This is a genomic window from Gilvimarinus algae (assembly GCF_030518215.1).
Classification (GTDB): Bacteria; Pseudomonadota; Gammaproteobacteria; order Pseudomonadales; family Cellvibrionaceae; genus Gilvimarinus; species Gilvimarinus algae.
On sequence record NZ_JAULRT010000060.1, the window covers coordinates 68,280 to 88,120 of the forward strand.

The following is a 19,841-nucleotide window of genomic DNA, read 5'->3' on the forward strand; positions in this document are numbered from 1 at the left end:
TTGCGCCTTAGCATCACCCTCGGCCTTGCCGAATCCGCCTGGGCCGATGAAATGTTCACGAGTGGTCGCTCGCGCGCAGCACCCAGTGGAGCACGCCTTGCTGCTCAAGAAAGGCACGGGCATTGGCTCCCTGCAGCATCGCCAGGGTGGACAGAGAGCCTGCCTCCACGCAGGTTTGCGCCACCACACTGACCGACAGGGGGGCCTCTTCCACCGGTCTGCCCGATCGTGGGTCGAGTATGTGCCCGTAGCGCTTTCCCCCTTGTTTGAAATAGCGTTTGGTGGTGCCGCTGGTGGCGATGGCGCCCTCGACAAGGGTGACGCCGTTGTCATTGTTGGGCGGCTCGCAGACGGACTCAATGGCGATGCGCCAAGGCTTGGTGACACTGGCGCGGCAGCGACAGTCCCCGCCGAAGTTGACAAGGTAATCGGCGCTGCCGTGCTGTTCAATGATCTGCGCGGCCCGGTCCACGGCATACTCTTTGGCGATGCCGCCAAAATCCAGTTGCATGCCGGCGGGCAGGCGCAGCCAGGGCTTCTGCCAGTGCACACGCGCCAGTCCCACCAGCTCAAGCGCGGCGTCTATGGCAGCTGCCGCGGGCGCCTGCCGTTGAGCCGCATCAAATACCCACAGGTGTCTGAGGCTACCCGAGCTGATATCGAACTGGCCGTCACTCAGGTGATAGAGCTGCAGTGCGTATTCGAATAGTCGAGCATACTCGTCGTCCAGTGCAGTGGCCTGTCCCCCGCTGTGATTGATTCTGTAAAGGGGGTTGTCCTGGCGATAGCGGCTGAAGTGTTGCTCAATGCGCTGCGCCTCTGAGGCGGCCCGCTCAATAAGCTCGCAGGCATCGCTTTGTTTGGGCAAGCGGACAAACAGCTCGCAGGGGCTTGCCATGCAAAAAAAACGTCCACGCCACCCATCCGACTGTGGGCTAAGGGATATCCGGGCCGACTCAGAACGCATAGCTGATGGACAACAAAGTGGCGTCGACATCGGGTGTCAAATCCACAGTGTTGAGATAGCCGGGCAGGGCGTCGGGGTTTTGCTCGGGACTCATCTGGTAATACGCCAGGCGCAGGGAGAGGTACTGATTCTTTCCGAGCTGGTAGTCGGCATTGATCCCGTAAGTGATATTGGTCGTGGGTGCGAGCCGGTAATCGGCGCTAAAAAATGGGGTCTGATTATCGCGCAAAGCCTGGGAGAAAAAATCCGCGGCTTCTTGCTGATACCAGCGTAACTGAGGTTCCACTCGCCAGTTCGACCCCAACTCAAACTGCACACCCGCTGACAATGTATGAGAGCGCACGCCCCAGTTGTCGGTATAGAAGCGAAAGCCCGTATCCAGTACCCGGCCGCCGGCAAAATGCCAGAGCAGCCTCGCGAAGGCGCTGTGTCGCTGGCGCTGTTCGGGGCGAACTTCATAGCGGTTGTAGAGAGAATCGCCGGCGGCGTCAATGACAGACACCATTTTTTGTGAGTCGTTGTGATAGCCGCGCGAATGACTGTATTGGTAACTCACCTGAGCCAGGGCGTTACGGCTGATAATCTGATTTACCGCGGCATTGATTGAGGTCGTGTTGCGCGCTTTGTGCGTTTCGCTGTGCAGCTGCTGCCACTGTTGCTCGAAGGCCTCTTCACTGGCGAAATCGGCTCGACTGATCACGCGCGCACCGGCGAGAGCGGCGCCGCCGTAGGGCCGAATGCTGGCGTCCTCGTAGTTGAGTGAAAGGGTCCACTGGGTGTTCTTGTTGTTTGAGTAGTAGCTGTTGCCAAGTCCAACGCTGCGGGAAATGTAGGTGGCCTCGGTGGAGTAGCGGCCACTGAGGCTGACGCTGTAGTAGCGATTCAGATTTTGGCTGAAACCCAACGACACTTCCTGACGCGGGTGGCGATCAATGGTGTAGCTCGGGCGCTCGTTCGCGGCGGTCTGCTCGTCTACGACGCCAGACGGACTGGTAAAGGTCTGAGGCTCGGCGGTGGGTACAGCGCCGTTTTCCGACGCCCCGGACACCACGTCGTAGCCAAGCTTGACGTTAATCGTGTTCTCGCTGCTTGCGCCCTCCACCTGAATCAGCCCTTGATTCACCGAGATACGGCCATTCTCCGAGTAGGACAATACCGCCGTCTGCGTGCTCCACTGCCGGCTGTTGGCGGACTGGCTATCGTCGCTCGCCAGCAGTGCGGAACTGGCCAGCGCAATGACGGTCGCGGCCTTGGTGCTGCTGTGCCTGGTCAATTGCATCCGCACCCCCCGCCTTCAAGATCGCTGCCGCCAGTGGAAGACTCCCGCGCGTTGTAGATATGTGCATCAAAGGCACTTTGCAGCCGCGCGTGCTCCAGCGCCATGGAGTCCTTCGCCAAAATGCCTTTTTGCCAGGGTTTAACACCCAGAGAGGAGCAGCCGCCGAGCGTTGGCAGAACCAACAGCAGTGCGACACACACACAAAATCGCTGCGCCATGGTTCAAGGGGCCTCGTTGTGCAGCAGCGCTTCTACGCTCGCCTCATAGGCCGGAATTTTGTCGCTGAAAAAACCGGTGTGCTGCTCGATAATCACGCCGTCGGCGTTAACGAGATAGGAGCTTGGCATACCGTCGACCTGAAATTGTTCCGCCAGCGCTCCGGCCGAATCGTAGACGATGTCAAACTGAATATTTTTGCCCGCGAGAAACTTCTGGGCATCAGCTCTGTCTTCGTCGAGATTAACGGCGATAATGGTCAGTTCTGGGTAGGTGGTTTTCAGTTGGTTCATCCACGGAAAAGATTCCTGGCAGGGGCCGCACCAGGAGGCCCAAAAATCAATCAGCACTGGGCCTGAGGTTTGTTCAAGTCCAGGCACTTTGGGCGCTGGTTTGCCGACCATACCCGTTTCTGACCAGCTGGGCAGACAAATGAGCAACGAAGCGGCCAATAACCACGGGGACATTTTCATAAGGTGACTCCAGTGAGTTCAGGGGTGAACGTTGGCGGCGAGTTCAGCTGATGTGCTTGCTTCGCCGGGAAAGCTTGCCTCGAGCACGCCAGTCAAATGGGAGGCCAGCGCCGGTGCTTTGATTTCACTGCGGATGTGATACTGCGACAGGGCTACTCCTTGAGCATCGAAGAACAGCAAGCTTGGCGGACCAAACAGGTTGTAGCGTTCCAGTAGCTCACTGCTGTCGGTGACATCGGCCTGAATGAGATAAAACTTTTCAAGCTTTTCGGCGACCGAGGGTTTGGGGAAGACGCTGTGCTCCATCACTTTGCACGAGGCGCACCAGTCGGCGTAAAAATCTAAAACCACGGGCAAGTTCTGTTCGCGTGCCAGCGCCAGATGCCTGTCCAACTGTTCGGCAGAGACTACGGTTTTAAACGCCGTCGCGCTCGGTTGGGTGAGTTCAGTGCTGTGGCTTGCGACCAATGCCGTGAGCGGTTGCAAAGGGTTTTGGCTGCCGGCTGCTGCACCGATCCACAACAGTGAGCCGTAGAGAACCGAGAGAAAACCGAGCGTTTTGCGAAATTGTGCCCAGCCGCTTTTGCTGCTGAAATCCAGCCCACCCAGATAGACTCCGCAGCCGAGCACCAGGGCCCCGAGCAGGGCGAGGGTCACTGTCGGCGGCACGATCCGATCGAGAAACCAGATGGCTACACCCAGGAGCATGACCCCGAAAAACGCTTTAACGCCGTTCATCCAGGCGCCGGCCTGAGGAATCAAATGGGTGCCGCCCGTGCCAATGATCAGCAGCGGTGTGCCCATCCCCATGGCCAGGGAAAAGAGCGCGGTGCCGCCGAGCAGGGCACCGCCATCGGTGGTGCTGATGTACACCAAAGCGCCCGCCAGCGGCGCGGAAACACAGGGCGAGACCACCAGCGCCGAGAGAATACCCATAAGCATAGTACCCGCCAGAGTGCCGCCGCGCTGTTGACCGGTGATCCGGTTTAGCCGGCTCTGTAGTCCCTGGGGCAATTGCAGTTCATAGAGGCCGAACATCGACAACGACAAGAGCACAAACAGGAGCGCAAAACTGCTGATAACCCAAGGGTTTTGCAAATAGGCCATGATGTTGGTACCGGCGACACCCAGAATGATCCCGAGAAGGCTGTAGGTGATGGCCATGCCCAGCACATAGCTCAGCGACAGGGAAAAGCTCTCTGTTTTTTTCAGATCGCGTTTTTGCCCGACGATAATGCTGGACAAAATAGGAATCATCGGCAGCACGCAGGGCGTAAAAGTCAGAGCCAGTCCACCAATAAAAAACACACCGATGATGGTCAGATAGTGGCCTTCACTGAGCAGCGAGGTAATGCGGTGCTCTTCTGTTGCCGGCGCGCTTTGGGTGTCGGGTTCTGGCGGCGCTGCCGTTGTGGTGGGTGTTAGTAAAAAGCTGACTTTCTTTGGCGGATAGCAGATGCCTTTATCGGCGCATCCCTGATATTTAACGAGCAGGGTAATCGGAGTGAGAGCGCTGTTGTACAGCGCCATGGGAATGGACACCTGATTGCGATACACCTCCTGAGTGCCAAAGTACTTGTCGTCTTTGATTTCACCGGCTGGCCACTGCGGATCACCTAGGGTTGCATGGGGCGTCTTTGCTAAAGCAAAGCTCATTTTGCTCTGGTAGAGGTAGTGCCCTTCGGCAATGCGCCAGTGGATAGTGATCTGGTGTTGGTCATCCAGCTCGGCAGATGCTTGAAACGCCTCCGCCGAGCTGAGTGAATCAGCGGTGACTGGCAGACAAAACAAGCCGAGCAATAAGCTCAACACGAGAAAAACGCGGCGGTATCCGATTGCGGTCTGCATGGTAGTAGCCCGGTTATTTTTTTATGGTGATTGATTTTTTTATTCTTGTTCGCCGGCGCGAAGGCACGCGGTCTTGCTCACTGTTGCTGGCGAATTTGAGTCAGCGCGTAGAGGAGTCAGGCGGCAAACAGGGGCGAGATTGTAATTTGCAAAAAAATGTTAAAAAAGTGGTAAAAAATAACAAGATGGCTGTCGGCAGGCGCTAAGTGCTAAGGGCGGTTGGCGGTGATTTATGCTGCTGTCGCCTTCTGGCAGGGGCTTTCGAGAATAGCAAATGATTAATGCGCCATTTTTTTATTTTTTATCGAAATTAAAACTATTCATTTAAATGAAGAAAAAAGCTAAATCCGGGGGCGAATTTAGGCACCTAGGGCGGTGCCAAAGGTCGCAGATGGCCACTAGTGAAGGCGCTAGCGGCGAAACGCGCTGACCGTTTCGATGCGGCCGTTCTCGCGATGCTGCAGCGGCATCATCTTGATATTACGCAGATGCGTCTTCCCGCCAGAGAGCTCAGTGTCGTGGTAAAACAGGTACCACTGGCCGTCAAATTCGGTGATGGAGTGGTGGTTGGTCCATCCCAGTACCGGCTCCAGAATGACGCCCTGGTAAGTAAAAGGCCCGTAGGGCGAGCTGCCCGTGGCGTAGACAATCTTGTGAGTGTCGCCGGTCGAGTAGGAGAAGTAGTAGGTACCCTGGTACTTGTGTACCCAGGCGGCTTCGAAAAAACGCTTTTCATTGTCTCCCGCGACGATGGGCGAACCGTCAGGGTAGAGCAGCTCTACCGCTTTGGGTGGGTGAGCCAGGCTTTTCATGTCAGCGGACAGGCGAGCCACTTGTGGCATCAGGGCCGGCTGGTCGTCCGCGGGGTAGCGGTCCTCGGCGCTGTAGCGGCCGTCTTGCCAGCGCTGCAGCTGACCGCCCCAGATGCCGCCGAAATAGAGGTAGTAGTCGCCCTCATCTTCGAACACCGCCGGGTCTATGCTGAAGCTGCCGTCGATGGGGTCGGGTTCAGGGGTAAAGGGGCCCGTGGGCGAGTCGCTGTGGGCAACGCCGAGACGGAAGATGCCCTGACTGTCTTTGGCTGGAAAGTAGAGGTAGTAATCATCGCCTTTTTTCGCGGCGTCCGGCGCCCACATTTGCCGCTCGGCCCAGGGTACCTCGTCGATATCCAGAGCAACGCCGTGGTCGGTCACCGCTCCGCCCGCTTGTGCCAGCGAAAACACATGGTAGTCGCGCATGACAAAGCGCCCACCTTCATCGGGATAGGGGGCGTCGGTGGGGATATCGTGTGACGGGTAGATATACAGGCGGCCATTCCAGGCGTGAGCCGAGGGGTCCGCGGTGTAGCGGTGATCCACCAGCGGCGGATCTTTAAACTCGGGCGTGGCGCTGCAACCGCTCAGAAGCAGCAGGGCGACAGGCAATAGGGCGGTGCGCAGAGTCATAGGCTTACCAGTGCCAGAGTGTGCCGTCCTCCAGCCGGTTGACCGGCAGGCAGGCACGTTGATAGGGGTACTTGGCTGCCAGGGCTTCGTCGATATCGACGCCGTGGCCGGGCGTTTCGCCGGGGGTAAAATAGCCGTCACGGTATTCATAGGCGCGCTTAAACACCGATTCCATCAGTTCGCTATGAGGCATATGCTCCTGGATACCAAAGTTGGGGACCCAGTAGTCAAAATGCAGCGCCGCGCCCATGCACACTGGCGAGAGGTCGGTGGCGCCGTGGAAGCCGGTGCGCACATGATAGAGCGAGGCCAGATCCGCGATGCGGCGCAGCTGGGTGATGCCGCCGCCGTGGACGATGGTGGTGCGGATGTAGTCGATCAGCTGTTGCTCGATCAGCTCGCGGCAGTCGTGAATGCTGTTAAACACCTCGCCGACGGCCAGCGGTGTGGTGGTGTGCTGGCGGATCAGCCTGAAGCTCTCCTGATTTTCCGCCGCCACCGCGTCCTCAAGCCAAAACAGGTGGAAGGGTTCCAGCTCTTTGCCAAGCCGTGCCGCTTCAATGGGGGTCAGGCGGTGATGCACGTCGTGTAGCAAGTGGATGTCATCGCCGAACTCTTCGCGCACCGCCCGGAACAGCTTGGGGGTGAAGTTCAGGTACTTTTCGGTGGACCAGACAGACTCGCTCGGCAAATTGCTGTCGGCCGGTTCGTAGGCCTTGCCCTCTTTGGCGACGCCATAGGTGCTGGCGACACCGGGAATGCCGCACTGAACGCGAATGGCCTTGTAGCCGGCCTCCTGGGCGCGGGCTACCGCCTCCAGGGTAGAGGGTATGTCCTTGCCGTTAGCGTGGGTGTAGACCATGATGCGATCGCGGCTGCGCCCACCCAAGAGCTGATAGAGCGGCATGCCGGCCAGTTTGGCCTTGATGTCCCACAGTGCCGTGTCCACACCGGCCAATGCCGTCATACCCACCGGACCGCGCCGCCAGTAAGCGCCGCGGTAAAAAAATTGCCAGATGTCCTCTATCTGTTGCGGGTCGCGCCCGATCAGCGCCGGCAGTACGTAGTCTTCAAGGTAGGAGACGACGGATTTTTCCCGGCCGTTAAGCGTGGCATCTCCAATGCCATAAACGCCTTCATCGGTGGTGATTTTGACGGTGACAAAGTTGCGGCCTGGGCAGCAGACAATCACCTTGGCTGCGGTAATCTTCACGCAGGGATACTCCTCATGCACTGGGCGAATGGATGCCCGATAATCTTATAGTCATTAAAACCATAAGATTATCGGGAAATGGGTCGAACTACAAGCGCTGGCGCGGATTTGGGTGGGTTAACCAGCACCCACCATGCAGTTGCGCCCTTGTTGCTTGGCGCGGTAGAGGCGCTGATCCACCTGGTGAATAAAGCCTTTGATCGAGTCCGAATGGCCCGGCACTATGGTGCCCAGCCCCTGACTGATGGTCAGCACTTTGCTCGTTTCCGAGTTGTCGTGGGGGATCTGCTCTTTAAAGATCAGGCTGCGGCAGCGCTCGGCCACCTTGCGGGCCGACTCGGCGTCGGTTTCCGGCAGTATCAGGATGAACTCCTCGCCGCCGTAGCGGGCAAAGAAGTCCCGCGAGCGGGTGGCAGCCTGACTCAAAACGCGGGCCACCTTTTTCAGGCAGTCGTCGCCCTTGATATGACCGTAGAGGTCGTTGTACTGCTTGAAATAATCGATATCGAACAGAATCATCGACAGCGGCTGCTGGGAGCGTCTGGCATTGGTCCACTCCACTTCAATCACCGAGTCAAACATGCGCCGGTTGGCAACGCCGGTGAGGCCGTCCTTGAATGACAGGTCCTCCAGTTCTTTTTGCAGGTCGAAGAGCTTGTCCTCGATCTTCTTGCGCTCGCTGATATCGAACATAAAACCCACCAGCGACGTGACCTCGCCGGACTCATCGCGGATGACGTGGATCACGTCGCGTATCCACAGGTATTTACCGTCTTTGGTCAAGGCGCGGTAGTCGGCCTCGTGATCGGTGCCGGCTTTCGACTGGGAGACACAGTAGTCTACAGCCCAGTCCCGGTCGTCGGGGTGCATGCGGGTGGCCCAGTCCTCAACGCTGACCCATGAGTCGGCGCTCCAGCCGAGCAGCTCCTCGATTTGCGGGCCAATGTAGGTGAACTGCAGGGTTTTCCAGTCGATCATCCAGGGGATGGCTTTGGTGGATTCCAGCAGTGTGCGATAAAAAGCGGTGTCCAGCTCTGGGTTGAGCGGGCTTACGTTGTCCGTGTCTGTCATGTTGAGCGTCCCGGGTTGTGGCTCGCAAATGGGGCGGGCATTGCCCCTGCGCTGTTAAGTATAGTAGGACTCAATAGAGCATCAATAGTAAGCACGCCGTCCTGCGCTGTAAAGGGTGGCATTGCGCGCCACCCTCAATGTTGCTCAGCCCTTGGCGCGTTGGTAAAGCTTAAGCAGCTGGTCGGGCTCGTCGTAGACGATGCGCTCGCCGGCGCGCAGGTCACGCCGCATCAGCCGCACCATTTGCTGGAGGTCGGCCTCGGCAAAGCTGTCGGCGCTCTGGCCGGTCACCTCTGCCAGGCGCCCGGCAATCACCGCGGGGTCGCTGACCACCGGGCAAATGCGATAGCCGTAGGTGCCTCCAATGGCCTCGGGCACCAGATCCTGAAAGCGATCGGGGCGCTGGCGGAAAAAGCTGAGCGGCAGGCGATAGGCGTTGCGTCCGAGAATCGGCAGGTCCTCGGGAACCTGCTCGTCTTCGTCCAGCCGCTGCAGGCAGGTGGCCAATGGCAGCAACTGACCTAACTGATAGCGGCTCATGTTCGGGTTGTCGAGCCTGACCAAATTCGCAATCAGCTCGCCCAGCGAGGCGTGGCCAATAATCGCCGCGCGCTTGGGCAGGCCGCCCCAGGCGCCGTCCGCGCCGTTGAGCAAAGCTTCCAGCACCGAGGCGTTTTCAAAGCCGCCGCCAGAGTGCATGTGCACCAGGATTTTCAGCGGGCGTGGCATGAGCTCGCGCGCGGCGGCGACAAAGGCGCCGACCTGAAAGGGCAGGTAGGTGCCGCGATCGTCCTCCATGCTGAGCCCTTCAATGGGTTGAGTGGCCAGCAGTTGCAGTATCTCAAAAGTGGCCGCCGGGTTCTCAGCAAAGGCGTCGCAGCCGTCTACCACATTGATAAAAATTTTCGGTGCGCCGCCACTGTCGCCTTGTATGTGTTCATGCAGCCAGGCAATGCTGGCCGGCAGACTGCGCTTTAGCGTCTCCAGGTCGTACTGACCGGCCATACCGTCTTTGCTCAAGTAGATCTCGTGTAGGGTGTTGGGTACCTTGTAGTCGCGCAGTTTGATCATGGACGGCGATGGAGTGAACGTACCTTGCGCGTCGCAAAGGCCAATATCAGTGAAGGCGTAGCAGCCGGTCATGTCGTAGTGGTTATCGCGCAGGTGCATCATAAAGTCATCGTCGACTTCAAGCTCCTCGGGCATAGAGTAATCCAGCGTGCCCAGCAGAATATGGTCAAAACCGAATTCGCGCACCTTGGGCAGAATGTCCAGCTTGTCGGCCAGTGTCTGGCCAACGCGAGCGCCAACAGGATTTTCCCGTAGGGACAGGTCGATAAAAAATGGGTCGACTTGCTGTAGTTGCTGAATTTTTTGTCGGGCTTGATCGAGCAGTGCCTGTGCTTTATCGGCGGCGTTGGACATCGTCTTCTCCTTTATTGTTGTCCGCAGTGGGATCAAAGAATAACAGAGAAACTATGGCAGTCGGATGAATACTGTCAGGCGGGCTGTGTCGCGCTGGCCAGTCGCGGGCGCAGCTCGGCAGGTAGCCGCGCCACCAGGTGGGCAAGCTTTTCCGGGTTGCGAACCACGTAGACGGTATCAATGGCGCCGTGGGCGGCCTCAATGGCGAGGGTCTGCAAGTGGCCATCGGCTTCCAGGGTCAATACACCGGGCAGGCCGTTAATGGTGACCCGCTCTTGCCAAAGTGGGTCGCGCGGGCCGAGTTTTCGCGCCAGACCGGCAAATAACCGACAGATTTTTTCACGGCCAAAAATGGTTCTCAGGGCGGCCGAGCGCTTGCCGCCGCCATCGCTGTGAAAGCGGGCACCGCTGGCGAGCAGACTTTGCAGCTGTTGGGTATCGCCGCTGCGTGAAGCCTGAAAAAAAGCCTGGCACAGTGAGCGCGCCTCTTGCGGGGCTGGCGCAAAGCGCGATTGCTGTTCTTTTACACGCGCTCGCGCCCGGCTGCACAATTGTCGGCAGCTGGCTTCTGAGCGCTCTAGAGCGGCGGCGACTTGCGGATAATCCAGATCAAACAGGTCGTGCAGGATAAATGCGGCCCGCTCCGGCGGACTCAACCGCTCCAGTGCCAGTAGCAACGCGTAGGAGGCCTCTTCGGCCAATTGCTGTGCGCTGTCGGCCTCGGCTTCCACCAGCGGCTCGGGCAGCCAGGGGCCGACGTAAACCTCCCGCTTGCGGTGCGCGAGTTTGAGTTGGTCGAGGCACAACCGGGTGGTTATTCGGGATAAATAAGCCCGGGGGTTGTCGATCTCGGCGCTATGCGTTTGATGCCAGCGCAGGAAAGCCTCTTGAACCGCATCCTCGGCCTCACTCACTGAGCCGAGCATGCGATAGGCCAGAGCGCCAAGATAGCTTCGGTGACGCTCAAACTCTTCGGCACAGGTATCTTTAGCCATTGGCGGCCCAGGGCAAATCGTCTTTCGCGACCGGGTGTGCGACCCTGAAGCCGACGGCCAGCCGGTTCCAGGTATTAATGGCGCCAATCAGGAAGGTCAATTCGACCATTTCTTTGGCTGAGAAATGCCGGCCGAGTGCCTCGTAATCTTGCTGCGGAGCCTGGGTTTGGGCCAGCAGTGTCAGCGCCTCTGTCCAGGCGAGGGCGGCGCGCTCACGCTCGCTAAACAGTGGCGATTCTCGCCAGGCGCTGAGCAGGTAAAGGCGCGCTTCGCTCTCGCCGGCGGCGCGGGCATCGCGCGTGTGCATGTGCACACAAAAAGCGCAGCCGTTGATCTGGGAGGCGCGGGTTTTCACCAGCTCAATAAGAGAGTATTCCAGGCCGCAGTGGCGCAGGTGCTGCTCGAACTCCTGCATGGCTCTGACAGTATCCGGCGCCGCCTCGAAAGGGGTTAGTCGTTCTTGCATTATGGGTCTCCTGCCTGTTGGGTTTGACAGTAAGACGAGCTGGCACTGGCGTCTGTGACAGGCGCGGCTCAATTTATTGGCACGCCGGACTTTACAACTGTGCTACTGGGTGTTGCTGACAAAGGCGATGTAGCGTCCGTCGGGTGAAAAACTGGGCACATTAAGTGTGCCCTGGCCACCATAGACGTAGGCAATAATGCGCGGGTCACCGCCGTCCACCGGCATCTGACGCAGATAAACATGGCGGTAGAAGGGGTGGTCGCCCGAATCGATATCGGCCATGTAAGACAGAAACACCAGTTGTTTGCCGTCCGGCGAGACATGGGGAAACCAGTCGTTGTATGCGTCAAAGGTCAGCTGCACTTGGCCCGTGCCATCGGGGTTCATCCGCCACAGCTGCATGGTGCCGGTGCGGTTGGAGTTAAAGTAAATGTAGCGCCCGTCGGGGCTGTACTCTGAGCCGTCGTCCAGCGTTGGCGTATCGGTCAGCTGTGTCTCTTCGCCGCTGGCGATGTCTACCGAGTAAATGTCGTACTGTCCGCCGCGCTCGCCGGTAAAAATCATGGAGCTCGCGTCTGGGGAAAAGCCGTGTAAATAGGAGTGTCCGACACCCGGGCGGGTAACCTGGCGCGGCTGGTCGCTGCCGGCCAGGGGCAGAGTGTAGAGTGTGGATCGGCCATCCTCGCTCTCAGCGTGATGGCTGATGCCAATTTGCCGCCCATCAAAGCTAAGGACATGATCATTGTTGTTGTTATTGGCGAACCCGGTGTTAATCTCGCTGACCTTGGCGCTTTGTAAGTCGAAGCGGTATAGCAGCCCCTTTGAGTTAAAAATCAGCGCCTTCCCATCGAGTGTCCAGTTGGGCGCCTGAATGGACTCGCCAGTGCGATAGACAATTTGTCGATGTTGAGTCTCAAGGTCCAAGATTTCCAGGTTGCTGCCGATATAGTCCTGGTAGGGGACAAAGGCCGCCGGTGCGGGGCGGATGATTCTCAGGTTCCAGAACTCTGCCCGCTCGACCACTTCGGGGTTGTGAGCGCTGAGTGCCAGCCCGAGATAGACCTGCTCCGGGAGGCGAAGATGGGAGACAGAGGTCACCTGAAACGGCTCACCTTCACGAGCTGCCGACATGATAAAGCGATCGCCGCGCCGCTCGAGCTGAATAACCTGCGGTGATTTGACATTGAGACGGTACTCTTCGGTGGGGGCGCCGTGCTTGGGGCGAAACTGCAAGGCGGTGAGGCCGTCACCATGGGTGGTCGCGGTGACTTGGGCTGATTGCGGGTCCAGCGAGGTACGCAGGTGCCAGCCCATTTTGCGGTGGGGGTCCACGCCCTCACCGATAAACGCCATGTGGGTGCGAACAATAAAGTCGCCTTTTATGGGCGCCCAGGCGAAATGCAGCTCGTCGGTATCGAACCACATGTTGGCGCCCGAGGCGGACATTTGGTAGCTTTGTTGTTCGGCGTTGTAGCTGAACTGGCCGGGGTGCTTAACCGCGCCGATATCGGCGTGATCGGCAAACTGACCGAGATGTTGAGCGTAACTGGGCATAATGGTGAACAGAGCACAGGCGACAATGGATATCGCACTTGCGCGCAGGGCCGCTGTCTTCATGGTGCCTCCTTTGCTGGTTATTGTCTGGCCAGCATGCCGCAGCTGATGTGCAGCGACCAGTTTATTTTTGTGAAGGTGACATGGAGTTTTCACAAATGAATGATAATAAATCGCGTTTTATGGCGTGAGAGGCTACATTATAGTGACGAAGGTTGCTGGACACGTTAGAACGGATTAGGGAGTGCAGTGGGACGCCATGGGGACACCGCTTAAAGTACTGTTTGTCGAAGATTCCGAGGTAGACACTGAACTCACCCTGGCAGAGCTTGAGCGCGGCGGTTTTGTGCCCGAATCCCTGCGGGTGCAGACTTACGAGGAAATGAATGCCGCCCTTGTGGGCGATCAATGGGACCTGATTATCTGCGATTACCGCATGCCGCGTTTCAGTGCCGAGCAGGCCCTGAGCACGCTCAAAGACAGCGGTAAAGACCTCCCCTTTATTATCACCTCTGGCGCCGTGACCGCGGACGATGTCGTCAACCTGCTCAAGCAGGGCGCCCACGATTTTATGGACAAGGGCGCCCTGGCGCGTCTGGTGCCGGCGGTAGAGCGCGAAATCCGCGAAGCACAAGTGCGCCAGCACAGGCGCGAGGCCGAGCAGCGCGTGCGAATTCTCTCCCGCGCCATCGAGCAAAGCCCGGTGTCGGTGATTATCACCAACCCCGAGGGCATCATCGAGTACGTCAACCCACGCTTTGAGGAAAGCTCCGGCTACCGGTCCAGCGATGCCGTCGGCAAGCACATGGGTTTTACCTTTCAGGAGGATCAGTCGGCCAGCTCGCTGGCGCAACTGTGGTCCACCGCCAGTGGTGGTCAGGAGTGGCGCGGAGAGTTTGCCAGCTGTACCAAGTCCGGCCAGCTGATTTGGGAGTACGTGAATGTCTCGCCCCTGACCGAATCGAATGGAGAACTCACCCACTACATCGTCGTCAAAGAAGACATTACCGTTAGGCGCAGCTATGAAGAGCAGCTGCTGCGCCAGGCCCATTACGATGAGCTTACCGGGCTTGCCAATCGCGTACTGCTGATGGACCGACTGCACCTGGCGCTGGAAAATTCAAACCGCAGCGGTGCAAAAACGGCGCTGCTGGGCATCGACTTGGATCATTTTAAGAACGTCAACGACAGTCTCGGCCACAGCATTGGGGATACCCTGCTCAAAGAAGCCGCCGAGCGCTTAACCCGCTGCATTCGCGGTGGCGATACCCTGGCACGGATGGGCGGCGATGAATTCGTTGTGGTCTTGCCCGAGGTGTCGGAGGTGCGCGATGCACAGAAAGTGGCCGATAAAATTCTGCGCCAGTTCGAGACGCCTTTTGTGATTTTTGGCCGGGATTATTTTGTCACCTCCAGCGTTGGTATAGCCCTTTACCCGGACGATGGCGGTAACCCCCATTTGCTGCTGCGCAATGCCGATCTGGCGATGTATAAAGCAAAAGAGCAAGGGCGCAATCGCTGCCATTATTTTACCGAGGACATCAACGAAGCTCTGCTTGAGCGGCTCGAACTTGAGGCAAACCTGCGCTATGTAATTGTGCGCAATCAGTTGATTTTGCATTATCAGCCCATTTACAGTTTGGGTACGGGCGACATGATTGGCTTTGAGGCGCTGGTGCGCTGGCGCCAGCGCGACGGCAGTTTGCGTATGCCCGGCAGTTTTATTCCACTCGCCGAAGAAATTGGTATTATCGAAGACATTGACAGCTGGGTGTTGGCGACCGCTTGCCAAGAGGTCGCCAACACGCTAAACGAGCGTCGCGGCGAGTTGCGCCTGGCGTTGAACATCTCCCCCAAACAACTGGAATCGCCCGGTTATGCGGAGTTTGTTCGCGAGCAGTTGTCCCGCAATCAGTTATCGCCCGCGCAGCTTGAGCTTGAGATTACCGAGAGGGTACTGGTGGAAGACACCCAGACGACGCGCGAAAACCTCGAAGCTTTAGGCGAGATGGGTGTGAGGTTGTCTATCGATGATTTTGGCACTGGTTACTCGTCGTTGGGGTACTTGCAAAAATACCCCTTTCAGACGCTGAAAATAGATCGCAGCTTTGTCTGCAACATCAGTGGCGGGGAGAGCGCCCAGCGTTTGATTGAAACGATTATTACTCTGGCTCATGGCCTGGGAATGGAAGTGGTTGCAGAGGGCATAGAGCTTGAGCAAGAACGGGAATTTCTTGCGAGCAGTGGCTGTGATCAGGGGCAGGGCTTTATGCTCGCCAAACCGGCGCGATTATCTCAAGTGTTGGCGCTGCTCGGGGCGCCGGCGGGCGAATAAAAAGCTCCCGCCGAAGCGGGAGCAGGGGTTGGGCCGCCGAGGCTGCCCGTTGCGGCGTCAGTGCGGTGCCAACACTGGCCAGCCGTGCTGCCGGGCGTGCACCTCCAGCGCCCGCCCACCGGCAATCACTCTTGGATAACCCACCAGTGACAGCATGGGTAGATCGGACACATCATCACCATAGGCATAGCACTCGCTCAAATTCACCGGTATTGCTTGAATGAACGCGCGTATAGCTTCGGCCTTGCCCTCGCCAATGGTTTGCGGTGGCAGTATCTCACCCGTGTAACACCCCGAAGCCGCTTCCATTTGAATGGCCAGGGTGTGATCTACTTGAAGCTCCTCCGCAATGGGGTGTAAGAGCGCCGGGAAGGACCCCGACACAAAGACCGTGATGTCGCCTCGGGCCTGATGCCAGCGCAGCTGATTGACCACGCTCTGGTGATAGAACGCCGGATTTTTGCGCTCGCGGGTAAACCATTGACGGCCCAGCTGTTCTACCTCCGTGACACGCCTTCCGGCAAAGTGACGGTAGTAAAGCCGGTTGAGTGTCGACCAGCAGGCGCCCTCGTGCAGGTGATTGGTGAGGTCTTGTCGGTAGCGCTGTTCCGCCTCCGGATCACGGTAGGTCTGGTACCAGAAGTCCTGAAAGCTGAGCATGCTTTTGACGGATATTAAGGTGTCGTCCACGTCGAAAAACGCATAGCGTGGCGACCGGGATAGAGGTTGCAATTGTCGGTTCATGGCTCATTCCTCGGTTCAGTGAATGGGGGTTAATGACACAGGCTCGTCGAGTTCTGCCTCTGTGGCAGCAAAGAACTGCATATGATGTTGTTGCGCTTTTTGAGCCTGACGATTTTCCTGGCGATGAATGCGTTCCTTGTCCATCGCGGCGATGGCAAAGGTCAAGGATGAAACGCAGGCGCCGCACTGCACCACGTCTGCCTCCATTGAAAAGCTCAACCTGCGCGGGTTATCGAGAGATTTATCGACAACCCGGCAGGTGATGGTGGCGGGCACGGGAAAGGAAAAGTTGTTGTATTTAACGGACATGTCATTGAGGACGAAAGCGTAGTCAATGCCGGTGGTCTGGATGTAGTAAGACTCGGTAATGGCGACGGTTGCCTGACGCACCGCTTCGATCAGCAGCATTCCCTGAACGTGCTGCCCGCTTTGATGATCATGCATCAGCTCGCCCTCCTCATCGATCATCAGGTGCAACTCATAGACATCTTCACTCAGTTGCCGCGGCTCGGAAATTAACCGGTTTTCCTCGCGATGTTTGTGCGTCAGAGCCTGAGAAGCGCGCTTGGGCAGTTGATGCCAGAGGCTGAAATCAAAATGCTCCCGATTGGGAGAGTGCGTTGCCTCGCCCAGCAGCTTGGCGATACACTGGTCGCCCATGCCTTGCCCGGGAATCAGCTTGATACGGCCCTGTCCGGGAAGAAACTGTGCCGGGAAGGATAAGAGCCCGCGGAGCTGAGAAACGGTAATGGCATCTTTGCCTTGAGCGTAGGATGCAAATTTGTCACCGACTACTAACATAATACGACTGTTCATAACTAAGTACCTGTATTAACAAAATGAATGGTGATACATTTGCCTTGAATCCATGTTTCAGCGAAACAAGACGCGAGTGCGTCTGCGGGCTTTCCAGCGCCTGTGGCAGGAGCGGGAAGCTCCGAGAGGCACTCTTCTTTATATACTGGCTGTATGGAATCCTTACCAGAAAAGAAGTGAAACATTCGGCAAGCGAGTAGGTCGTCGGTGCGGCGAACTAGTGGTATGGGCGATCCGATGATGAATAATAAGGAGACCGAATGCGCTGTAAAAATACCTGCCGATGGCGGAGTCTTCTGAGTGGCTTGCTGCTGTGCCTGACTTTGCCGGTGTCCGCTGCTGAGCGCGAGCTGACATTTATCACCATCGAGGTCTCGCCCTGGGCCACTAAGCACGGTGACAGCGGTGAAATGAAGGGAGCCTTTATCGAGTTGGTGCGTGAGATAGAGAGACGCACAGGCATTGCCACGTCGGTGTCTTTAACCCCTTTTGCCCGAGTGGATCGCGAGCTTGAATCCGGCGGTCACGACTGCACCATCCTTATCCCTCGCAGTGAGGACGCTGTGGTTATTGGCGCTTTGGTGGCTTACCACGATATCGGTGTGATTCCCCGCCGCGGCATAACCCTGAGCACCTACGAGCATCTCGAACCACTGACGATCTCCCTGTTGCGCGGCTCGAGCATTACTCAGCGCTTTGACGGTGATGACTCACTGACCAAGGTGTTTGACACCGACTATTTGATTTCACTACGCAAGCTGTCCCGCTCGCGGGTGGACGCCGTAGCCGGAGCTATCTCCACCATTCGCTATCTCGCCGATCACAATCAGTTGTCTCAATATCTCGGTGAGCCTCTGGTGCTCGATGATGTGCCGCTCAAGTTTCAGTGCTCGAAGAAATCCGACAAACTGGATTTGATGGCGGAGGTAAATCAGGCCATAGAGGCGATGAAAGCCGACGGCGTGGTCGAGAGGATCAAGAGTGAGTACTACTTCTGACCTGCGTCCGGCAGGGCCTATAGTCTCCGCCTGGAAACAGATAGGGCAGATTCTCAGGCGCCAAGGTATTGGTCAGCGCCTGCTGTTTTACATTATTTTGTTTAGCTCGTTAGTCACTTTGCTGGCCACCGCGGTCCAGTTGTACACTGATTACCAGCGCGATGTCGGCCAGATAAAGAGCCGGCTGGCCGATATTGAAAGCAGCTATATGGCCAGTATTGGCGCCAGTTTGTGGAACCTTGATGTCAATCAATTGCGCCTTCAGCTCGACGGTATCCTACATTTGCCAGACATTGATGCCGTGGCGGTCTACGAGCTTTCCGAGGGCGTTGACAGGCCACTGAGCATTGTACTCGGCGAATTTAAGAAAAATCAGGCCATTGTGCGCGAGTACGCTATTAGCCGAGATTTTTCCGGTGAGATGCAACAGGTGGGTCTGCTTAAGGTGCAGGCCTCTTTGCAAGCGGTCTATGCCCGTTTGTGGGATAAAGCCATTGTTATATTGCTGAGTCAGGGGATTAAAACCTTTCTCGTCTCACTGTTTATTCTCTACGTGTTTTATCGTTTGGTGACAGTTCATTTAGGCGCCATCGCTCGACATTTGGCAGGTTACCAGGTGGTGGAGCCGGGGCCGGCACTGGCATTGCAACGAAAATCGCGCCAGCCTAAAGACGAGTTGGATCAGGTAGTGGACGCGTTTAATCAGTTGACGGGTAATCTCGAAGACGCCTACCAACACATGCGCGAAATCAACACCGCGCTGGCCGACGATATCATTGCCCGGCGCGAGGCCGAGGAAGAGGTGAAGCGTCTCAACGCTGTTCTTGAGGAAAGGGTCATTCAGCGCACAGCGCAGCTTGAGGCGGCCAATCGAGAACTCGCCAGTTTTTGCTATTCGGTGTCTCATGATCTGCGCGCGCCTCTGCGGCGTATTGAGGGCTTCCGGCGGATACTGGCCGAGCAGTTGAGTGCACAGGGGGCGGCGGAGCGTTCCGGTCATTACTTGAGCCGCATAGAAACCGGCACCCAGGAAATGAACGATATGATCGACAGCTTCCTGCAACTGTCGCGCAGTACCCAGTGTGAATTGCAAGTGGTGAGCGTCGATTTGTCAGCGATTGCCGAGTCTGTTTTGCAGGAGCTGCAACAGCATGAGCCGCAGCGCCGCGCGCGCTTTGACGTCAAGCCACAGGTACGGGTCGACGGAGACCGCAGTCTAATGACCTTGCTGCTGCGCAATCTTTTGCATAACGCCTGGAAGTACTCCGGAAAAAAAGACATGGCCCATATTGCATTTGGCTTTACTCAGGCTGACAATGGAAGCAGAACATATTACGTCAGTGATCAGGGCGATGGCTTTGATATGGCGTACGCTGACCGTCTTTTTTCTCCGTTTAACCGGCTGCATACCTCCGAGGAATTCGAGGGCACCGGTATTGGCTTGGCGACAGTGCAGCGCATAGTTGCGCGCCATGGCGGTAGAATTTGGGCCGAGGCGGAGCCGGGCAAAGGTGCCCGGTTTTACTTTACCTTATGGGACAGGAACAGGGATGACAAACAGGGAAACGATATTGCTGGTGGAGGACAATCCGGATGAGGCCGAACTGGCACGTCTGGCCTTTGGCCGCATTGAGGGCGATTACGACCTTCATATTGTCAATACCGGCGAGGAGGCCATGCGCGTTTTGTTTGCCTATGGCCAATGCGAAGAGTCGGCATTGGGCTGCAAGCCGGCACTGATACTGCTGGATATTGACTTGCCCAGGCTCAGTGGCTTTGAGTTATTGCGCCAGTTGCGCGCTTCGGCCGATTACCAGCACACACCGGTGGTGTTTCTCACCACCTCTGATGAATCCCGGGACGTTGCGCGTGGCTATAGCCTCGGGGTTAACAGTTATCTCCTCAAGCCTCTCGATTTTGAGCGGTTTACGGAGTTATTGCAGAGCGTGAGCAATTACTGGTTGAAGTACAACACCCGGGTCCACTGAGGTTCCCG

Annotated in this window: 19 protein-coding genes; 5 read left to right on the plus strand and 14 right to left on the minus strand. The window is 57.3% G+C overall.

Annotated elements, in window-relative coordinates; translation table 11 throughout:
- Positions 1 to 55: 55 nt before the first annotated feature.
- From QWI16_RS12960 to dsbD, 5 genes are read right to left on the minus strand one after another with little or no spacing between them, the layout of a single operon-like run.
- Positions 56 to 898 carry an FAD:protein FMN transferase gene (locus QWI16_RS12960; protein ID WP_302713789.1) on the minus strand — a complete coding sequence of 281 codons (843 nt, stop codon included), beginning with the start codon at positions 896 to 898 and terminating at the stop codon, positions 56 to 58.
- Between the two features lie 58 nt (positions 899 to 956).
- On the minus strand, positions 957 to 2,246 hold the full coding sequence (locus QWI16_RS12965; protein WP_302713790.1) for a DUF3570 domain-containing protein: 1,290 nt from the start codon (positions 2,244 to 2,246) through the stop codon (positions 957 to 959).
- Entirely contained in the window at positions 2,237 to 2,464 is a 228-nt protein-coding gene (locus QWI16_RS12970; protein WP_302713791.1) for a DUF4266 domain-containing protein, read from the minus strand. The genes QWI16_RS12965 and QWI16_RS12970 overlap by 10 nt, the downstream gene beginning before the upstream one ends.
- A 3-nt stretch (positions 2,465 to 2,467) precedes the next feature.
- Positions 2,468 to 2,935 carry a TlpA family protein disulfide reductase gene (locus QWI16_RS12975; protein WP_302713792.1) on the minus strand — a complete coding sequence of 156 codons (468 nt, stop codon included), beginning with the start codon at positions 2,933 to 2,935 and terminating at the stop codon, positions 2,468 to 2,470.
- 18 nt (positions 2,936 to 2,953) lie between these two features.
- Positions 2,954 to 4,783, minus strand: a complete 1,830-nt coding sequence (gene dsbD / locus QWI16_RS12980) for a protein-disulfide reductase DsbD (protein ID WP_302713793.1) — start codon at positions 4,781 to 4,783, stop codon at positions 2,954 to 2,956.
- Between the two features lie 23 nt (positions 4,784 to 4,806).
- Here dsbD and QWI16_RS12985 point away from each other — a divergent pair, with 23 nt between their 5' ends.
- The gene (locus QWI16_RS12985) at positions 4,807 to 4,989 is read left to right on the plus strand and encodes a hypothetical protein (protein WP_302713794.1); all 183 of its coding nucleotides are present in this window, start codon (positions 4,807 to 4,809) and stop codon (positions 4,987 to 4,989) included.
- 204 nt (positions 4,990 to 5,193) lie between these two features.
- Here QWI16_RS12985 and QWI16_RS12990 read toward each other — a convergent pair whose 3' ends face one another.
- The 7 genes from QWI16_RS12990 to QWI16_RS13020 form a co-directional block, all read right to left on the minus strand.
- Positions 5,194 to 6,228 (minus strand): glycoside hydrolase family 43 protein, encoded by a 1,035-nt coding sequence (locus QWI16_RS12990; protein ID WP_302713795.1) that lies wholly within the window; start codon positions 6,226 to 6,228, stop codon positions 5,194 to 5,196.
- Positions 6,229 to 6,232: 4 nt separating this feature from the next.
- Positions 6,233 to 7,441, minus strand: a complete 1,209-nt coding sequence (gene manD, locus QWI16_RS12995) for a D-mannonate dehydratase ManD (RefSeq protein ID WP_302713796.1) — start codon at positions 7,439 to 7,441, stop codon at positions 6,233 to 6,235.
- Between the two features lie 117 nt (positions 7,442 to 7,558).
- Positions 7,559 to 8,512, minus strand: a complete 954-nt coding sequence (locus tag QWI16_RS13000) for a GGDEF domain-containing protein (protein WP_302713797.1) — start codon at positions 8,510 to 8,512, stop codon at positions 7,559 to 7,561.
- A 144-nt stretch (positions 8,513 to 8,656) separates the two neighbouring features.
- Complete coding sequence (locus QWI16_RS13005) at positions 8,657 to 9,937, minus strand: beta/alpha barrel domain-containing protein (protein WP_302713798.1); 1,281 nt, start codon at positions 9,935 to 9,937, stop codon at positions 8,657 to 8,659.
- A 74-nt stretch (positions 9,938 to 10,011) separates the two neighbouring features.
- A complete protein-coding gene (locus QWI16_RS13010; protein WP_302713799.1) occupies positions 10,012 to 10,932 on the minus strand; it encodes a sigma-70 family RNA polymerase sigma factor in 921 nt (306 codons plus the stop codon).
- Positions 10,925 to 11,398 carry a carboxymuconolactone decarboxylase family protein gene (locus QWI16_RS13015; protein WP_302713801.1) on the minus strand — a complete coding sequence of 158 codons (474 nt, stop codon included), beginning with the start codon at positions 11,396 to 11,398 and terminating at the stop codon, positions 10,925 to 10,927. Before QWI16_RS13015 ends, QWI16_RS13010 begins: the two co-directional genes overlap by 8 nt.
- A 102-nt stretch (positions 11,399 to 11,500) precedes the next feature.
- Entirely contained in the window at positions 11,501 to 13,015 is a 1,515-nt protein-coding gene (locus tag QWI16_RS13020; protein ID WP_302713802.1) for a TolB family protein, read from the minus strand.
- Positions 13,016 to 13,196: 181 nt separating this feature from the next.
- Here QWI16_RS13020 and QWI16_RS13025 point away from each other — a divergent pair, with 181 nt between their 5' ends.
- Positions 13,197 to 15,287 carry a putative bifunctional diguanylate cyclase/phosphodiesterase gene (locus QWI16_RS13025; RefSeq protein ID WP_302713804.1) on the plus strand — a complete coding sequence of 697 codons (2,091 nt, stop codon included), beginning with the start codon at positions 13,197 to 13,199 and terminating at the stop codon, positions 15,285 to 15,287.
- Between the two features lie 57 nt (positions 15,288 to 15,344).
- Here QWI16_RS13025 and QWI16_RS13030 read toward each other — a convergent pair whose 3' ends face one another.
- Both QWI16_RS13030 and QWI16_RS13035 read right to left on the minus strand, forming a co-directional pair.
- On the minus strand, positions 15,345 to 16,031 hold the full coding sequence (locus QWI16_RS13030) for an HAD family hydrolase (RefSeq protein WP_302713806.1): 687 nt from the start codon (positions 16,029 to 16,031) through the stop codon (positions 15,345 to 15,347).
- A gap of 15 nt (positions 16,032 to 16,046) precedes the next feature.
- Entirely contained in the window at positions 16,047 to 16,847 is an 801-nt protein-coding gene (locus QWI16_RS13035; RefSeq protein WP_302713807.1) for an AfsA-related hotdog domain-containing protein, read from the minus strand.
- A gap of 260 nt (positions 16,848 to 17,107) precedes the next feature.
- Here QWI16_RS13035 and QWI16_RS13040 point away from each other — a divergent pair, with 260 nt between their 5' ends.
- The 3 genes from QWI16_RS13040 to QWI16_RS13050 are packed head-to-tail and all read left to right on the plus strand — an operon-like array spanning position 17,108 to position 19,833.
- Entirely contained in the window at positions 17,108 to 17,845 is a 738-nt protein-coding gene (locus tag QWI16_RS13040) for a substrate-binding periplasmic protein (RefSeq protein WP_302713808.1), read from the plus strand.
- Positions 17,829 to 19,442 carry a sensor histidine kinase gene (locus tag QWI16_RS13045; protein ID WP_302713809.1) on the plus strand — a complete coding sequence of 538 codons (1,614 nt, stop codon included), beginning with the start codon at positions 17,829 to 17,831 and terminating at the stop codon, positions 19,440 to 19,442. The genes QWI16_RS13040 and QWI16_RS13045 overlap by 17 nt, the downstream gene beginning before the upstream one ends.
- Positions 19,396 to 19,833 carry a response regulator gene (locus tag QWI16_RS13050; protein WP_302713810.1) on the plus strand — a complete coding sequence of 146 codons (438 nt, stop codon included), beginning with the start codon at positions 19,396 to 19,398 and terminating at the stop codon, positions 19,831 to 19,833. The genes QWI16_RS13045 and QWI16_RS13050 overlap by 47 nt, the downstream gene beginning before the upstream one ends.
- The last annotated feature ends 8 nt before the right edge of the window (positions 19,834 to 19,841 follow it).

What these genes read in the sequence shown, in the direction of transcription:
- QWI16_RS12960 (WP_302713789.1), bottom strand. Translation starts at nt 898, where the DNA reads ATGGCAAGCCCCTGCGAGCTGTTTGTCCGCTTGCCCAAACAAAGCGAT.
- QWI16_RS12965 (WP_302713790.1), bottom strand. Translation starts at nt 2,246, where the DNA reads ATGCAATTGACCAGGCACAGCAGCACCAAGGCCGCGACCGTCATTGCG.
- QWI16_RS12970 (WP_302713791.1), bottom strand. Translation starts at nt 2,464, where the DNA reads ATGGCGCAGCGATTTTGTGTGTGTGTCGCACTGCTGTTGGTTCTGCCA.
- QWI16_RS12975 (WP_302713792.1), bottom strand. Translation starts at nt 2,935, where the DNA reads ATGAAAATGTCCCCGTGGTTATTGGCCGCTTCGTTGCTCATTTGTCTG.
- dsbD (WP_302713793.1), bottom strand. Translation starts at nt 4,783, where the DNA reads ATGCAGACCGCAATCGGATACCGCCGCGTTTTTCTCGTGTTGAGCTTA.
- QWI16_RS12985 (WP_302713794.1), top strand. Translation starts at nt 4,807, where the DNA reads ATGGTGATTGATTTTTTTATTCTTGTTCGCCGGCGCGAAGGCACGCGG.
- QWI16_RS12990 (WP_302713795.1), bottom strand. Translation starts at nt 6,228, where the DNA reads ATGACTCTGCGCACCGCCCTATTGCCTGTCGCCCTGCTGCTTCTGAGC.
- QWI16_RS13000 (WP_302713797.1), bottom strand. Translation starts at nt 8,512, where the DNA reads ATGACAGACACGGACAACGTAAGCCCGCTCAACCCAGAGCTGGACACC.
- QWI16_RS13005 (WP_302713798.1), bottom strand. Translation starts at nt 9,937, where the DNA reads ATGTCCAACGCCGCCGATAAAGCACAGGCACTGCTCGATCAAGCCCGA.
- QWI16_RS13010 (WP_302713799.1), bottom strand. Translation starts at nt 10,932, where the DNA reads ATGGCTAAAGATACCTGTGCCGAAGAGTTTGAGCGTCACCGAAGCTAT.
- QWI16_RS13015 (WP_302713801.1), bottom strand. Translation starts at nt 11,398, where the DNA reads ATGCAAGAACGACTAACCCCTTTCGAGGCGGCGCCGGATACTGTCAGA.
- QWI16_RS13020 (WP_302713802.1), bottom strand. Translation starts at nt 13,015, where the DNA reads ATGAAGACAGCGGCCCTGCGCGCAAGTGCGATATCCATTGTCGCCTGT.
- QWI16_RS13030 (WP_302713806.1), bottom strand. Translation starts at nt 16,031, where the DNA reads ATGAACCGACAATTGCAACCTCTATCCCGGTCGCCACGCTATGCGTTT.
- QWI16_RS13035 (WP_302713807.1), bottom strand. Translation starts at nt 16,847, where the DNA reads ATGAACAGTCGTATTATGTTAGTAGTCGGTGACAAATTTGCATCCTAC.
- QWI16_RS13040 (WP_302713808.1), top strand. Translation starts at nt 17,108, where the DNA reads ATGCGCTGTAAAAATACCTGCCGATGGCGGAGTCTTCTGAGTGGCTTG.
- QWI16_RS13050 (WP_302713810.1), top strand. Translation starts at nt 19,396, where the DNA reads ATGACAAACAGGGAAACGATATTGCTGGTGGAGGACAATCCGGATGAG.